This is a genomic window from Arthrobacter sp. 05T45, assembly GCF_056395875.1.
Map to the genome: position 1 here is coordinate 459,211 of NZ_JBFTKI010000001.1, position 15,669 is coordinate 474,879.

General features: G+C 68.5%; 15 protein-coding genes. 11 read left to right on the plus strand and 4 right to left on the minus strand.

All coding sequences use genetic code 11. The features are described from left to right. Positions 1 to 74: 74 nt before the first annotated feature. Positions 75 to 1,238, plus strand: a complete 1,164-nt coding sequence (locus tag AC1DGD_RS02210; RefSeq protein WP_476855748.1) for a trans-sulfuration enzyme family protein — start codon at positions 75 to 77, stop codon at positions 1,236 to 1,238. Positions 1,239 to 1,254: 16 nt separating this feature from the next. Here AC1DGD_RS02210 and AC1DGD_RS02215 read toward each other — a convergent pair whose 3' ends face one another. Further along, on the minus strand, positions 1,255 to 2,580 hold the full coding sequence (locus AC1DGD_RS02215; RefSeq protein ID WP_476855749.1) for an MFS transporter: 1,326 nt from the start codon (positions 2,578 to 2,580) through the stop codon (positions 1,255 to 1,257). Positions 2,581 to 2,672: 92 nt separating this feature from the next. On the opposite strand from AC1DGD_RS02215, the gene AC1DGD_RS02220 reads away from it, so the two are divergent. Beyond that, positions 2,673 to 3,695 carry a LysR family transcriptional regulator gene (locus tag AC1DGD_RS02220; protein ID WP_476855750.1) on the plus strand — a complete coding sequence of 341 codons (1,023 nt, stop codon included), beginning with the start codon at positions 2,673 to 2,675 and terminating at the stop codon, positions 3,693 to 3,695. Between the two features lie 158 nt (positions 3,696 to 3,853). Here AC1DGD_RS02220 and AC1DGD_RS02225 read toward each other — a convergent pair whose 3' ends face one another. Then, positions 3,854 to 4,924 carry a nitronate monooxygenase gene (locus AC1DGD_RS02225; RefSeq protein ID WP_476855751.1) on the minus strand — a complete coding sequence of 357 codons (1,071 nt, stop codon included), beginning with the start codon at positions 4,922 to 4,924 and terminating at the stop codon, positions 3,854 to 3,856. 51 nt (positions 4,925 to 4,975) lie between these two features. Here AC1DGD_RS02225 and AC1DGD_RS02230 point away from each other — a divergent pair, with 51 nt between their 5' ends. The 9 genes from AC1DGD_RS02230 to AC1DGD_RS02270 all read left to right on the plus strand — a co-directional run bounded on the left by AC1DGD_RS02230 (position 4,976) and on the right by AC1DGD_RS02270 (position 13,963). Continuing rightward, entirely contained in the window at positions 4,976 to 5,914 is a 939-nt protein-coding gene (locus AC1DGD_RS02230) for an N-acetylglucosamine kinase (protein ID WP_476855787.1), read from the plus strand. Between the two features lie 34 nt (positions 5,915 to 5,948). Next, complete coding sequence (locus tag AC1DGD_RS02235; protein WP_028275721.1) at positions 5,949 to 6,404, plus strand: NUDIX hydrolase; 456 nt, start codon at positions 5,949 to 5,951, stop codon at positions 6,402 to 6,404. A gap of 325 nt (positions 6,405 to 6,729) precedes the next feature. Further along, positions 6,730 to 7,911 (plus strand): ribosome small subunit-dependent GTPase A, encoded by a 1,182-nt coding sequence (rsgA, locus tag AC1DGD_RS02240; protein WP_476855752.1) that lies wholly within the window; start codon positions 6,730 to 6,732, stop codon positions 7,909 to 7,911. A 226-nt stretch (positions 7,912 to 8,137) separates the two neighbouring features. After that, positions 8,138 to 9,241 carry an ABC transporter ATP-binding protein gene (locus AC1DGD_RS02245; RefSeq protein WP_476855753.1) on the plus strand — a complete coding sequence of 368 codons (1,104 nt, stop codon included), beginning with the start codon at positions 8,138 to 8,140 and terminating at the stop codon, positions 9,239 to 9,241. Further along, positions 9,241 to 9,981: an ABC transporter permease gene (locus AC1DGD_RS02250; protein ID WP_476855754.1), complete on the plus strand. Its 741-nt coding sequence runs from the start codon at positions 9,241 to 9,243 to the stop codon at positions 9,979 to 9,981. The genes AC1DGD_RS02245 and AC1DGD_RS02250 overlap by 1 nt, the downstream gene beginning before the upstream one ends. Continuing rightward, positions 9,978 to 10,724 (plus strand): ABC transporter permease, encoded by a 747-nt coding sequence (locus AC1DGD_RS02255; protein WP_223913873.1) that lies wholly within the window; start codon positions 9,978 to 9,980, stop codon positions 10,722 to 10,724. The genes AC1DGD_RS02250 and AC1DGD_RS02255 overlap by 4 nt, the downstream gene beginning before the upstream one ends. After that, entirely contained in the window at positions 10,721 to 11,686 is a 966-nt protein-coding gene (locus AC1DGD_RS02260; protein ID WP_223913874.1) for an ABC transporter substrate-binding protein, read from the plus strand. Before AC1DGD_RS02255 ends, AC1DGD_RS02260 begins: the two co-directional genes overlap by 4 nt. Before the next feature lie 131 nt (positions 11,687 to 11,817). Next, the gene (locus tag AC1DGD_RS02265) at positions 11,818 to 13,038 is read left to right on the plus strand and encodes a pyridoxal phosphate-dependent aminotransferase (RefSeq protein WP_079550274.1); all 1,221 of its coding nucleotides are present in this window, start codon (positions 11,818 to 11,820) and stop codon (positions 13,036 to 13,038) included. Positions 13,039 to 13,108: 70 nt separating this feature from the next. After that, positions 13,109 to 13,963 carry a polyphosphate kinase 2 family protein gene (locus AC1DGD_RS02270; protein ID WP_476850328.1) on the plus strand — a complete coding sequence of 285 codons (855 nt, stop codon included), beginning with the start codon at positions 13,109 to 13,111 and terminating at the stop codon, positions 13,961 to 13,963. 36 nt (positions 13,964 to 13,999) lie between these two features. Here AC1DGD_RS02270 and AC1DGD_RS02275 read toward each other — a convergent pair whose 3' ends face one another. After that, complete coding sequence (locus AC1DGD_RS02275; protein ID WP_476850329.1) at positions 14,000 to 14,230, minus strand: exodeoxyribonuclease VII small subunit; 231 nt, start codon at positions 14,228 to 14,230, stop codon at positions 14,000 to 14,002. Positions 14,231 to 14,346: 116 nt separating this feature from the next. Continuing rightward, positions 14,347 to 15,633, minus strand: a complete 1,287-nt coding sequence (gene xseA, locus AC1DGD_RS02280; protein ID WP_230009060.1) for an exodeoxyribonuclease VII large subunit — start codon at positions 15,631 to 15,633, stop codon at positions 14,347 to 14,349. Between the last annotated feature and the right edge of the window lie 36 nt (positions 15,634 to 15,669).

Below are 15,669 nucleotides of genomic sequence, written 5' to 3' on the forward strand. Positions count from 1 at the left end.
AGAACCTCTACAAAAGCGCGAATTATTGCCAGATACTTGCGGAATTCAATGGTGAATATTCGTAAGGAGCAAGGGTGCTTTCTCAAGATTCATTGGCGGTCCACGCAGGCCGGAGCGGGCTCACGGAACTGGGCGTCCACGCGGTGCCCATCGATCTGTCCACGACGGCGCCCCTGCCGTCCGTGCACGACGGAGGCCTTGCCTACGAGCACATGGCCACCGGCGGCTCACATGTGGAGGGGCAAAGCACGGTCTACCAGCGGCTGTGGAACCCCACGGTGGCACGCTTCGAAGAAGGCGTCGCTGTCCTGGAAGGCACGCCCGAGTCTGTCGCCTTTGCCACCGGAATGGCGGCGCTGAGCGCCGTGCTCCTCGCGGTTGTGGCCGCGGGCAAGAAGCATGTTGTCGCCGTGCGCCCGCTGTACGGCGGCAGCGACTACCTTTTGGCCTCCGGCGTCCTTGGCAGCGAGGTCACCTTCACGACGCCGGAGGGCGTCGGCGCCGCCCTCCGCCCGGACACCGGCCTGGTGATCCTCGAGACGCCGGCCAACCCGACCCTCGAGCTGGTGGACATCGCCCGCGTGGCAGCCGCCGCCGACGGTGTGCCGCTCCTGGTGGACAACACGTTCGCCAGCCCGGTACTGCAGCAACCCTTCAAGCACGGCGCGGCCATGGTGCTGCACAGCGCCACGAAGTTCCTGGGCGGCCACGGGGACGCCATGGGCGGCGTGGTGGCCGCAGGCTCTGAATGGGCAGTGCGCCTGCGCCAGATCCGGGCCGTGACCGGCGGCATCCTGACCCCGTGGCCGGCGTACCTGCTGCACCGCGGGCTGGCAACGCTCCCGGTCCGGGTCCGCGCCCAGCAGGCCGGCGCCGAAAAAGTCGCGGTTGCCCTGGCAGGGCACGGGCTCGTGAGGCGGGTTTACTACCCGGGACTGGCCGAATGCGACCCGCAGGGCCTGGTGGGCACACAGATGTCCGGGCCGGGATCGCTCATGGCCTTCGACCTCGCCAGCGCCGAGCACGCCGAGCGGATCCCGGCCGCCGTCGGCATGATCACCCACGCCGTGTCCCTCGGCGGGATCGATACCCTCATCCAGCACCCGGCCGGCCTGACCCACCGGCCGGTCGAAGCCGCGGCCAAGCCGCACGCAAACCTGCTGCGGATCTCGGTGGGGCTGGAGGACCCGGCCGACATCGTCGCCGACCTCGTGCAGGCGATCGAGGCAACGCAGTAGCCCGCGGGTCCGGTGCCTAGCCCGATGCCGTGACCCTGCCGGCGGCCGCGGTGCCGGTTGCGGGCACCGGCGCGGGATGCGCGACGGCGGTGATTGCCGCCRTCGCGCCGGCCAGTCCGATGACCGTCAGCGCAAGGGCCGTCCAGCCGAACCGCTGGAAGACCAGGCCGCCGGCCCAGCCAAGCACGCTGGAGCCGAGGTAGTAGGCAAGGTTGTACAGCGAGGCGGCCTGCGCCCGGCCCGTCGTGGCGATCAGCCCGGTCCAGCCGGATCCGATGCTGTGTGCCGCGAAGAAGCCGCCCGTGAACAGCAGCAATCCCGCCAGGATCGCGGCCAGCTGTTCCGTGAGCGTCAGGGCCAGGCCGCCTGCCATCAGTGCGGTGCCGGCGATCAGGACGGTGCGCCGGCCGAACCGCGACGTCAGGCCCGCTGCCCAGCGCGCCGAGACGGTTCCGGAGAGGTAGGCCAGGAAGATCAGGCTGATCGCGGTGGCGGGCAGGCTGAACGGTTCCCCTGAGAGCCGGAATCCGAGGTAGTTGTAGACGGCCACGAAACCGCCCATGAGCAGGAATGCCTGGACGTACAGGGCCAGGAGCCGGGGATTGCGGCCATGGCCGGCCAGCGTGCGAAAGGCCCCGCGGAAGCCGCCCGCGGCCGCGGCGGTGAAGCCCTTGGCCCGGGGCACCAGAACAAGGAACAGGACTGCCGCTCCGCTAGCCAGAACGGAGACCGCCAGGGCCGCGGCCCGCCAGCCCCACAGTTCGCCCGCAGGCCCGGCGACCAGCCGGCCGGCCAGGCCGCCCAAGGTGGTCCCGGCGACATAGCTCCCGGCGGCGACGGCGGCGTGGGCCTTGTTGACCTCCTCGTTGAGATACGCGATCGCGATCGCCGGGATGCCGCCGAGGGCCATTCCCTCCAGCATCCGCAGGCACAGCAGCACGGGGAAGCTGGGGGCCAGGGGGACCAGCAGGCCCAGGACGGTGGCCGCGGAGATGCCCCACATCATTGCCCGGACCCGGCCGATCCGGTCGGCCAGGAAGGACCACGGGAGCACAGTCAGGGCCAGCCCCACCGTAGCCAGGGAAATCGTCAGCGCGGCCTCGGCGGCCGAGACGCGAAGATCCGCCGCCAGGAGCGGGAGCACCGCCTGGGTGGAGTAAAGCTGCGCGAAAGTTGCGACGCCGGCAAAGGCAAGCCCTGCGAGGATCCGGCGGTAGGCCGTGGAGCCCTTCGGATGGCCAGCCCATGCGGCAGCGTTGGCTGCAGGATCAGCTGCGAGATTGGCTGCGTCCTTGGCCGCGGGGCGTGGGCCGGTGCCGGTGGGTGCGGAAATGCGTGGCATGCCTTCAGGCTAAAGCCTGCCCGAGGGATGCTTCCAATGCATGATTTCCATATCATAGATAGCAAATATGGATCAGTGTGCTGGAGGGGAACATGGACGTCGAACACAGGCAGCTCGTGCAGCTGCTGCCCCTGCTGCCGATGCTGGCGGAACTGGGGCGGACGGAGCACATTACCGAGACGGCCGAGCTCCTGGGCCTGCCGCAGTCGACCGTGAGCCGTGCCATTGCGCGGGCCAGCGCCATCGTTGGGACGGAGCTGCTGATCCGGGACGGCCGGGGCGTGCGGTTGACGCCCGCGGCGAAGGCGCTCATGCCCCACATCGAGGCTGCCCTGGCCGAATTCCAGACGGGGCTGGACAGCGTCAGGCACGAGTCGGAGGTGGTCCGCGGCCGGATCGCCGTGTCGTTCCAGCACACCTTCGGCGAGGCAATGCTGCCGCTGCTCATCAGTGCGTTCCGGAGCAGGCACCCGCAGACTGCTTTTGACCTCAGCCAGGGTGCACGGGACGGCTGCCTCGCGGAACTGGCCGCGGGCTCCGCCGACGTGGCGCTCACGGCACCCGTTGCCACACCCAGCAAGCGAATCGGTTCGGCCGCGCTGTACCGCGAACCGTTGCGCCTGGTGGTCCACCACCGGCATGCCCTGGCCGGCCGCCGTCGGGCCAAGGTTGCCGAGATCCGGCAGGAGCCCTTCGTGGCGATGGGGTCCGGCTACGGCATGCGCTCGCTGACCGACGCGTTGTTCCGGGAGGCGGGGTTCCGCCCGCGCATTGCCTTCGAGAGCCAGGACTCGCACACCGTCCGCGGCCTCGTCTCGGCCGGGCTCGGCGTCAGCATTCTGCCGCCCGGCGGCTCCGCACCCGGCAGAGCCGCACAAAACAGCCACCACCCGTCGCGGGGCACCGAAGCCGACGACGGCGGGCCGGGCTGGGTGGAGATTCCCCTAGATTCAGTCCTGGCGTTCCGCGAGATCGGCCTCGCGTGGCGGGAGCCGGTTTCGCGGAATGCCGTGGCCGATGCCGAGTCCGATCCCGTGCGCTTGTTCCGCGAATTCGTGCTCCGCGACGGTCCGGCGCTCCTGGCAGGCTTCGTGCGCGAACGCTCGGCAGGCTGAGCCGGGCCGGTGCGCTGAGGCCGAGCCGGAGCCCGTGCGCTCAGGCCGGTGCGCTCCGGTCGCCGGTTGGCCCCGAGGTCGCCGTAAAGTGACGGCGGTTTGGCACGTTTCCGGCGACTTCGGGGTCCTGACGGGGTCGGCGGGGGCTGCTGCTGCGGTCAGCGGCCGGCGAGCAGCCCTTGCACGACGCGGGCCACGGGTCCGGCTTGTGCCTTCTGCCAGCCCGTGCCCGCCCACAGGTTCAGGCGTTCCGCGTCGCCGGCTGCGGTGGCCGCGGCCCGCAGGGGCGCCGTGAGGTGGTGGACGGCAGGGTAGGCCTCCGGCGCCTCGGGGTGGTCGCGGACGAATTCGTTCTCCAGGGCCCGGGCCTGCCGGCCGGTGAAGGCGCGTGTCAGCCGGGTTCGGGTGAAGTGCGGATCGGCCAGGGCATCTTTGTGCAGCTGCTTGGCGCCGCTTTGGTCAGTGCGGAGAAACGCGGTGCCGAGCTGGGCTGCGACGGCCCCGGCACGCAGCACGGCGTCCAGCCCGGCCGCATCCATGATGCCGCCCGCAGCCACCAGCGGAAGGTCGACGACGGACCGCACCTCGGCGAGCAGCTCCGCCGTCGTGCCGCCCGGCTGCGCAGTTGTGCCGCCCGGCTCCGCTGTGTAAGCCGGTTGCGGCTCCGGGGCCGGAAGGAACGCTGCGCTGTGTCCGCCGGCGCTCGTGTGCTGCACGACGAGGGCGTCCACGCCTTGCCCTGCCGCCTGCACGGCCTCGGCCGCGGTGGTGACAGTGGCCAGCACCGCCGACCCCGCCCGCTGCAGGGCCCGAACGACGTCCGGGCCGGGCAGCCCGAAGGCGAAACTGACCAGCTCCACGGGGTCTGAGAGCAGGGCATCGATCTTTCCCTGCCATTCGTCGTCGTCGTCGAGCCGCAACTGCGGAAGCTCGACGCCGTAGCGCCGGGCGTCGGGGCGCAGCTGCTGCCGGTAATCCTCGAGTTCCGCCAGCACCGCCGCGGAGGGCGGCAGCTGGGCCGGATCCGGGACAAACACATTCATGCCGAACCGGGCGCCGGACTCCCGGATGGTGCGGATTTCCGCCTGCATGGCCGCCACGCTCTTGTAGCCGGCCGCGAGGAAGCCCAGCCCGCCGGCCCGGTGTACGGCTTCGACGAAGGCCGGTGTGGAGGTGCCGCCGGCCATGGGCGCCGCGATGACGGGTGTGCCGAAAAGATCGTGGGGCATTGCGGGCTCCTTGCAGCGATTCAGTAACCTGTTCCAGTGACTAACACTGATATGCCGCCGGCGGCGGACTCCGTTCCATCTTCCACCACGCCATCTGCCACGGCGAGGACGGGTGCCGTGATCGGACTGGACATCGGCGGCACCAAAACCCGGGGCGTCAGGTTCGAGGACGGCGCGCCCGTTGCCGATGAATCGGTGGGCAGCTCCAATGTCCAGAACGTCAGCCCCGAGGAAGCCGCCTTCAACCTCGCGGAACTCTTCGCCAGGATCGGCGGGGGAGACGTCGCCCAGGTCTACGCCGGAGCCGGCGGCATCGACACCGATGACGACGCCGCGGCGCTCGCGGCACTGATTGCCCCGCACGTGCCCGGTGCCCGGATCACGGTGGTCCACGACTCCCGGCTGCTGCTTGCCGCTGGCGGTGCCAGCACCGGCGTCGCGGTCATCGCCGGCACCGGATCGGCCGCGTGGGGCAAGAACGGCCGCGGCGAGGAAGCACGGGCCGGTGGCTGGGGCTACCTGCTCGGCGACGAGGGCAGTGGCTATTGGCTGGGCCGGGAGGCAGTCCGCCATAGCCTGCGCCGGATGAACCAGGGGCTGGAACCCGACGAACTCTCCACTGCCCTGCTGGCATCCTGCGGGGTGGATGACCCGAACAAGCTGATCGCCATGTTCCACTCGCCCGAGACCGGGCGCCGGTTCTGGGCCCAGCAGGCCCGTCTCGTGGTGGAGGCTGCAGACGCCGGGCATGCGCCGAGCCGGGCCCTCATGGAGCAGGCCGGGCGCGACCTCGCCGACCTCGCCGCGCAGACCGTCCGGCAGCTCGGCATCGAGGGCCCCGTCATCCTGGGCGGCGGACTCGGCATGAACGTGCCGGGGCTCCAGGAGTCGTTCCGCACGGCACTGGCCGCCGCGGGGATCACCGATGTCCGGGTCCTGGCGCAGGAGCCGGTGTTCGGGGTGCTGCAGCTGGTGGCGGAACAGGAGTAGGCGGAGGCAATCCTCCGGCCACTACGCTGGGGTGATGAGCATGCAATTCGACACCCGGCCCGCCGCCTACGCCGTCATCATCCGGGATGCCGGGATCCTCCTGGCGTACTGGAAGCAGGACGGCCGCGAGGGCTGGACGCTGCCCGGCGGCGGCCTGGACCTGGCCGAACACCCGGTGGACGGGTGCCGACGCGAGATTCACGAGGAAACCGGTTACGACGCCGAGGTCGGCGCCATGCTGGGGATCGACGTCGGGCACTGGCCGTCCGAAGTCCGGCTCGACGGCGGCGTACGGGACTTCCAGTCGCTCCGGCTGGTCTACGAGGCGACGATCACGGGCGGGGAACTGCGTCACGAAGTGAACGGCAGCACCACCCACGCGGCCTGGATTCCACTGGATGAGGTGGCGCAGCTAAACCGGGTCTCGCTCGTGGATGCCGGGCTGCGTCTGTACCGTGAGCGGCCGCTGAACGGAAAACTTTCCGGCTAAACCGCTGGCCAGGCACGGGCACCATCGCTATCCTGTAGAAACCGCCGGCCGCAGCAGACCGGCAATCGACGGGGAGGTGGAAGCAATGAATGCGATATTTCTGAGCGCGCAGCGCACCGATACAAGCCATGTCATTACTCCTGCCCCGTCCCACGGCGCAGCCTAGCCATCGAGCGCTAGTCTCCGCGCGCGGCATCCAAACCGCCGCAGCCCGCAATGCGCCGCACCACGGGGCCCCACCAAAGGGTTTTCGTTGACCATTTATCCTGCATCCCGGGGCGCCGGCAGCGCCCTCATTACCAATTCATCCGAACCTCATTTATCTGTGCTTCATACGGCCGTGCCCTCCGATGAGGCTGGCCCCGAAGGTCCTGTCCTCTACGGCTACACGGCCGGCGTCGCCGAGCGGTTCGCGGCCCAGCCGGTGCCGGGCGGCGACCGCCCTGGCCGCGTCATCCGGGTGGACCGCAACCTCGTCCTGGTGGCCGAGGGCGGCGGAACCGCCCACCTGCCCTACCCGCGCGGCGGGGAGCTTCCCGCCACCGGGGACTGGGTCTGGCTGGGTCCGAACGCGGCGGGGGAGCCCGCCATCGTGGGCATCCTGCCCCGCCACTCGGAGCTGAGCCGCAAGCGTGCCTTCGAGGCCTCGTCCGAGGCGCAGGTCCTTGGCGCCAACATGGACGTCGTCGGGATCGTCGTTCCGGTGGATCGTCCGCTCACGCACAACCGGCTCGAACGGACCCTGGTTGCGGCGTGGGACTCCGGTGCCACGCCGCTCGTGATCATCACGAAGGCGGACATTGCGGACCTCGCGGACGACGTCGTGGCGACGGTCGTGCGCCAGGCAGCCGGCGTCGACGTCGTCACCACCTCTGCCGAGAACGGCGATGGCCTCGAGGAAGTGCTGGGCCATCTGCCGCCCGGCGGCACGCTGGTGCTGCTGGGGCCCTCTGGCGCCGGAAAATCTACGCTCATCAATGCCCTCGCCGGCGTCCCGGCCCAGGAGACGGGGGCAGTGCGGGCGGGCGACGGCAAGGGCAGGCACACCACCACGTCCCGCGCGCTCGTTCCCCTGCCCGGCGGCGCCGTCCTGATGGACACGCCGGGGGTGCGCGGCTTCGGGGTCTTCGACGCCGAGGGAGGAATGGAGGAGATGTTCGGCGACCTCGAAGAGCTCTTCGAGCACTGCCGCTTCTCGGACTGCGCGCACGGCCGGGAGCCCGGCTGTGCCGTGCAGGCCGCGCTCGCCGACGGCGTACTGGAGGACCGCCGGTGGGCCAGCTACCTGAAGCTGCAACGCGAACTCGCCGCCCTGGCGCGCCGCCACGACGCGGCCGCGCGGCGCGCCTACCAGCGCGAATGGCACCAGAAGATCGTCGTAGCGGGCAAGAGCCAGCGGTCAGCCGAACGGGACAACCACGAGAACGCGCACGGCGGCGGAAAGAGCCGCCAGGACGGAAATAGCAGAAATAACAGTGGCGCGAAGGGTGCACGGCGGCCCCGCTGAAGCACACCGCCCGGTGAGACAAGGGCCGCGGTGGCGCGCCGGAAGGATTTCCGGCGCGCCACCCATCCAAAATCGTTGTGCTTCCGAAGCCTTACGGGAGCCCCGCGCCGCTGACATAGTCCGGGGTGCTGGTTAGTCTATGAGCTAACTGCTTTATGGCCAGCACACTGACGAACCGTGCGCTGGCCCGACCAATGTTGCCGCCAACAGTTAGGTAAGCCCGGAAATGGCCGAAGCCATGATCGAGTTCCAGAACGTCACCAAGCAGTACCAGGGCGGTCAGGCCGCCGTTGACGGGCTGAACATGTCCATCGATAAGGGCGCCATCACTGTCTTCGTCGGACCCTCCGGCTGCGGTAAGACCACGTCCCTGCGGATGATCAACCGCATGGTGGAGCCCACGTCCGGCGTCATCACCGTGGACGGGGCCGATGTCACTTCAATCCCTGCCGCGCAGCTGCGGCGGTCCATGGGCTACGTCATGCAGTCCTCCGGGTTGATGCCGCACCGCTCCGTGCTGGACAACATCGCCACCGTTCCCCGGCTCAACGGCGTGTCCAAAGCCGACGCCCGCAAGCGCGCCCAGGAACTGCTCGACGTCGTCGGGCTGGCCTCCTCGCTCGGCAAGCGGTACCCGTCCCAGCTCTCGGGCGGACAGCAGCAGCGCGTAGGAGTGGCCCGGGCACTCGCGGCCGATCCTCCGGTGCTGCTCATGGACGAGCCCTTCAGCGCCGTGGACCCGGTGGTCCGCGACGAACTCCAGAAGGAGCTCCTCCGGCTCCAGCACGACCTGGCCAAGACGATCGTCTTCGTCACCCACGACATCGACGAGGCCACCGTCCTGGGCGACAAAGTGGCCGTGTTCGCCGTCGGCGGCAAGCTGGCGCAGTACGCCGCCCCGGCGGAGATCCTGCGGGCCCCGGCAAACGAGTTCGTGGCCTCCTTCGTGGGCCGTGACCGCGGGTTCCGGCACCTTGCGTTCAGCCCCTCGGACGGTGTCACCATCCACCCCGTCCCCACTCTCACGCCCGATCAGCTCAGGGGTGAGGGCAGCTCCGATGAATGGCAGCTGGTGGTCGACGACGCTCTCCGGCCCCTGGGCTGGGCCGGGCCCCGCAGCGCCACCGGAACCGCCCCGGCGATGGTTCCCGGAGGCTCCCTGTTCCGGAAGGGGGACACGCTCCGCCGGGCACTGGACGCGGCCCTGTCCTCACCCTCGGGCCTCGGCGTCGCCGTGGACGACGACGGCCGGGTGGCCGGAGTCATCGGAGCCGCCGAAGTCCTCGCCGTCATCGAGTCAGACCGCAACGTCCGGCACGGAGGGCTCTGATGGAGTGGTTCCTGGCCAACAGGGCCGAAGTCTTCAGCCTCGCCGGCCAGCACCTCATCCTGGCCATCCTGCCGATGGTGTTCGGGGTCCTCATAGCCGTTCCGCTGGCCCAGTTCGCCCGGCAGAGCCGCGCGCTCCGGTCCTTGGTGCTCACCGGGTCCTCGCTGCTGTACACGATCCCCTCGCTGGCGCTTTTCATCATCCTGCCGACCATCCTCGGAACCCGGATCCTGGATCCGGTCAACGTGGTGGTGGCCCTGACCATCTACGCCATCGCCCTGCTGGTGCGCGCCACGCTGGATGCCTTCGACTCGGTGGACGAGGACCTACGGCAGGCCGCCGTCGCCATGGGCTTCAAACCCTTCGCCCGCTTCATGCAGATCGACCTGCCGCTGTCCTTGCCGGTGCTGTTCGCCGGGCTGCGCGTGGTCTCGGTCAGCAATATCTCGCTGGTCAGCGTCGCGGCACTGCTCGGCATCGGCAACCTCGGAATGCTCTTCACCTCCGGCCTCCAGCGTGACTTCGTCACCGAAGTGGTGGTGGGCATCATCGCCATCCTTCTCCTGGCTCTGCTGATGGACGCCGTCCTGGTGCTGCTTGAACGGCTGCTGACGCCCTGGACCCGGGCCGCGGCGGCCACGGGTGGCAGCACCGGTTCGGGCGCGGGCCCGGACAGGACTGGCCCCGCCGCGGCGGCGATGCGGTTTTCGCGTCCCAAGACCGGAGGGGGAAACGCGTGAATAACGTCGTCACGGACACCTTTGCCTGGCTCAGCGACCCGGAGAACTGGTCCGGCAGCGCCGGAATCCCGGTGCGCCTGGCCGAACACCTGTTCTACACGGGCCTGGTGATGGTGATCGCCATCGCCATCGCCGTCCCGATCGGCCTGTTCGTCGGGCATACCGGCCGCGGGCGGGTTGCGATCGTGTCAGTCGCGGGCGCGCTGCGCGCCCTGCCCACCCTCGGCTTGCTCACCTTGTTCGTCCTGCTCGCCGGCATCGGGCTGATGCCGCCGATCTGGGCTCTCGTGATCCTGACCGTGCCGCCGCTGCTCGCCGGCACCTACGCCGGAATCTCCAGCGTCGACCGCAACGTGGTGGATGCCGCCCGCGCCATGGGCATGACCGAGTGGCAGGTCCTGTTCCGGGCGGAATTCCCGAACGCGCTGCCGGTGATGTACGGCGGGTTCCGGACCGGGGTGCTCCAGGTGATCGCCACCGTTTCCGTGGTCGCCTACATCAACCTGGGCGGCCTGGGCCGTTACCTGTTCGACGGGCTCGTGCTCTCCGACTTCCCGCAAATGCTGGGAGGCTCGCTGCTGATCGCCGCCCTTGCCATCAGCGTCGACCTTATCCTTGCCCTTATTCAGAGGCTGTTCCTGTCACGGGGCGCCTCATCCAAGCCGAACCGCAGCCAGCAGGCTGCGGTTGATCTCACAGACCCCGTGATCGCGGAGACTGTTGTTCAAGGAGGTACGTCATGAAGGAATCCCGCCAACGAGGCCTTGGCCGGCGCGCATTCGGCGGCCTGGCCGTCGGCGTCGGCCTGGCCATGGCCCTGTCCGCCTGCGGAGGCTCGTCAAACCCGCTGAGCTCGGCCCCGGCCAGCAGCGGTGCCGCCTCCGGTTCCGGCGGTGCCCTGGTGATCGGGTCGGCTGATTTCCCCGAGAGCCAGATCCTGGCCGAGGTCTACGCCGGTGCCCTGAACGCCGCGGGCGTCACCGCCAGCACCAAGCCGAACATCGGCTCGCGCGAGGTCTACATCAAAGCAGTCCAGGACGGCTCGGTGGACGTTGTTCCCGACTACAGCGGCAACCTGCTGCTGTATGTAAACAAGGACGCCACCGAGGTCTCCGCCGAAGACATCGCGAAGGCACTCCCGACCAAGCTCCCGCAGGGCCTTGCCGTGCTCGATGCCTCCAAGGCTGAGGACAAGGACGCCATGGTGGTCACCAAGGCCACGGCCGAGAAGCACCAGCTGAAGTCCATCGAAGACATGGCGAAGGTCTGCGGCGATCTCGTCATCGGCGCCCCGGCGACCTTCGCCGAGCGCGCCTACGGCCTGCCGGGCCTGGCGAAGAACTACAACTGTGTGCCCAAGAAACTCGAGCCGTTCAGCGACGGCGGCGGCGCCGTCACGCTCAAGGCGCTGCTCTCGGACCAGGTCCAGGTCGCGGACATCTACACCACCACCCCGTCCATCCCGGACAACGACCTCGTGGTGCTGGAGGATCCGAAGAACAACTTCATCGCCCAGCAGGTGCTGCCGCTGTACAACTCGGCCAAGATGACGGACAAGGCAAAGGAAACGCTCAACGCGGTGTCCAAGGTCCTCACCACGGAAGACCTCATCAACCTCAACCGTGCCGTGAGCGGCAGCCAGAAGCAGAACCCGAAAGATGCCGCCGACGCGTGGCTGAAGGAAAAGGGCCTCGCCCAGCAGTAGGCCACTGGCGACCCTGCGACGCCGGTGTCCGGGCTTACAGCCCGGGCACCGGCGTCGTTGTTGTTACTGCGGCGCCCGTGTGTGAGTCATGTCTCAGCGGAAGTACATCCTCCATATGGCATATTTGATGAATGGCAGAATTCAAGCAGTCCACCAAGCTTCATAATGTCCTTTACGACATCCGTGGACCGATTCTTCAGGCCGCCCAGCAGATGGAGGCGGAGGGTCATCGCATCCTCAAACTGAACATCGGAAACCCGGCCCCGTTCGGGTTTGAAGCGCCGGACGCGATCCTGGTGGACATGATCCGCCACCTGCCGCATGCCCAGGGCTACAGCGACTCGCGCGGCATTTTTTCGGCCCGCACCGCCGTCTCGCAGTACTACCAGACCCGCGGGATCCAGAACATCCACGTGGATGACATCTACCTCGGCAACGGCGTCAGCGAACTGATCACAATGTCGCTCATGGCCCTGCTCGACGACGGCGATGAGGTCCTCATCCCCACCCCGGACTACCCGCTGTGGACGGCCTCGGTTGCCCTGGCCGGCGGGAAGCCCGTGCACTACCTCTGCGACGAAGAATCCGGCTGGCAGCCCGACCTCGAGGACATGGAAGCGAAGATCACGCCGCGCACCAAGGGCATCGTGGTCATCAACCCGAACAACCCGACAGGTGCGGTGTACCCGAAGGCGACGCTGAAGAAGATCGTTGCCCTCGCGGAGAAACACGGCCTGGTGCTCTTCGCCGACGAAATCTACGAGAAGATCCTCTACGAAGACGCGGTACACGTAAACCTCGCCTCGCTCACCGGCGACGATGTCCTGTGCCTGACGTTCAGCGGGCTCTCCAAGGCCTACAGAGTCTGCGGCTTCCGGGCCGGCTGGATGGCCATCTCCGGGCCGAAAAAGGCCGCCGCGGACTACCTCGAGGGCATCAACCTGCTGGCCAACATGCGCCTCTGCGCCAATGTGCCGGCCCAGCACGCCATCCAGACCGCCCTCGGCGGCTACCAGAGCATCAACGACCTCATCCTGCCCGGCGGGCGCCTCCTGGAACAGCGGAACAAGGCCTATGACATGCTCAACGCCATCCCGGGCGTCAGCACGCAGCAGGCGCGCGGGGCCATGTATCTGTTCCCGAAGCTGGACCCCGAGGTCTACCACATCCGCGACGACGAGAAATTTGTCCTGGACCTGCTCCGCGAGCAGAAGATCCTGCTGTCCCACGGAAGGGCGTTCAACTGGGTCCGGCCGGACCACTTCCGGATGGTGACGCTGCCGAACGTCAAGGACCTCGAGGAAGCAATCAACCGCATGGCGGACTTCCTGAGCCGGTATAAGGGGAACTAGGCTTCGGTCAGCAGCGGAGCTCGGGGACTCGCCCGCGCAGCGGCTGCACGAAACTGGAAAGAGGCTTTCCATGACAGATGCTGTGATGTTCGAGCGGCACCCCGCCGAGACGCTGCTGGTCGGAAAAAAATTCAAGCTGAAGGACTGCGACCCGGACTCCACCCCGGGCTACCCGGGCGGGAAATCCGACGGCGAGGCGCTCCTGGCAGAGCTCGATGGCAAGCTGACCACCCTGCAGGAGCAGCTTTTCGCCGAATCCCGGTTCGGCGGCACCAAGCGCATCCTGCTGGTCCTGCAGGCGATGGATACCGCAGGCAAGGGCGGGATCGTCAACCATGTCATGGGCCAGATGGACCCGCAGGGTGTCCAGCTCAAGTCCTTCAAGGCGCCGACCCCGGAGGAGAAATCCTACGATTTCCTCTGGCGGATCGAGAAGGCAGTGCCGGGGGCCGGCATGGTGGGCGTCTTTGACCGCTCGCATTACGAGGACGTCCTGATTCACCGGGTCCACCGCTGGGCAAGTCCCGAGGAACTGGAGCGGCGCTACAAGGCCATCAACGAATTCGAGGCAAGGCAGGCGGCAGCCGGGACCACGGTGGTCAAGGTCATGCTCAACATCAGCCGGGACGAGCAGAAGGACCGGCTGCTCGCCAGGCTGGATGACGAAACCAAGGTGTGGAAGTACAGCAGCACCGACCTCAAGGAGCGCGCCTTCTGGAACGACTACATGGATGCGTACCAGGAGGCGTTCGAGAAGACGGCCACTGACATCGCGCCCTGGTACGTCGTGCCGGCCAACAAGAAGTGGTACGCCCGCATCGCGGTGCAGCAGCTGATGCTGGACGCCCTGGAAGGGCTGAAGCTGCAGTGGCCGGATCCGGAGTTCGACGTCGATCTGGAACGGGATCTGGTCGAGCGCTCCTAATACGGAGGGAACCGGCACGCCGCGGCGTGCCGGTGCCTAGCTCTTGTCCGCGGCCTGGTCCCGGGCCGCGGCGAGCCGCTTGCGGGCGCCTTCCAGCCACTGTTCGCAGCGCTTGGCCAGCGCTTCGCCGCGTTCCCACAGCGCAAGCGATTCCTCCAGGCTTGCGCCGCCGGCCTCCAGCTTGCCCACCACGGCGACCAGCTGCTCGCGGGCGTCCTCGTAGCTGAGGGCCTCGATGTCGGCGTTCGGGTTGGGTTCTGCTGCCATGTGGGTGCTCCTTGATTGTCGCGGTTTGTGCCGCGGTGACGCTGTCTGTGGTGCTGACGGGGGTGCCTGTTCGGGGCGCTGACGGGTGGCCGTGTGGGCACGTCCGTCCGCCGGGGTTATTCCTCGGCCGGTTCCTGGCCGCCGGTGGATTGGGCCGTGAACCGGCCGCCGGCCACCCGAACCGTGAGGTCCGTGCCGGCGGGCACCTGGGACGGATGGCGCACAACGTCCCGGTGCGCCGCGGGGGCGTTTCCGTCGCCGGCGAGCTGGACCACCGCGTAGCCGCGATCCAGTGTCTTTTGCGGCGAGAGTGCGCGCACCTGCGCCTTGAGGTGGACCAGTTGGTCCGCTGCCCGCACGACGGCGGCGCTGATCGCCGAGTGCGAGCGGACCTTGAGCCGTTCGACGTCCTCGTGGCGCTGGCTGATCATGACGTCGGGGGAGAGCAGCACGGGGCGCGAACGCAGGGAGGCCAGCCGGTCGCCCTCGCGTTCAACGAGCCGGGTGACCCCGCGACGGAGCTGGTCCCGTGCCTGCCGGACCCTGACAAGCTCCTCGGCGACGTCGGGAACTATCCTCTTCGCGGCGTCGGTGGGCGTTGATGCCCTGAGGTCTGCGACGTCATCGAGGATGGGCCGGTCCGCTTCGTGCCCGATCGCGCTCACCACGGGGGTGGACGCGTCCGCGACGGCCCGGATGAGCTCCTCGCTGCTGAACGGCAACAGGTCCTCGAGGGCGCCCCCGCCGCGGGCGATGACGATGACGTCGACCACGGGGTGCGCGTCGAGTTCCCGCAAGGCCGCGATCATCTGGGCTACGGCGGTGTTCCCCTGGACCGCTACTTCGCGGATCTCGAATTCGACGGCCGGCCAGCGCAGGGCGGCATTGCGCAGCACATCCTTCTTGGCGTCAGAGTCGCGGCCGGTGATCAGGCCGATCCGGTGCGGGAGCAGTGGAAGCCGCTTTTTGCGGGAATCGGCAAAGAGTCCTTCGGCGGCGAGGGCCTGGCGCAGCCGCTCGATCCTGGCCAGGAGGTCGCCGAGGCCCACGGGCCGGATGTCCTTCACAGACATGTTCAGCCGGCCCGTCTTGAGCCAAAATTCGGCCTTGATCAGGGCTACAACCCGGGAACCGCGTTCCAGCGGGGCGGCCTGGCGGTCCAGCACTGTGGTCCAGACCGATGCCGGCAGCGAGATTTCGGCGTCGATGTCCCGCAGGGTCAGGTAGGCGTTGCTGCCACGCCGGTTGAGTTCGATTACCTGCCCCTCAACCCATGCCGAGGGCGCGCGGTCGATATGCATCTTGAGCTTCTGGGACAGCAACTGCAGCGGCCAGGGGTTGTCCGGACTGGTTTGGGCCGCGGTGGCCGGTAGCGTGGTGGCCGCCGCCGCGTCCTCAGGCATGCGTGGGCTCCATGGCCGGGAGTGCCTGGTGGAGTG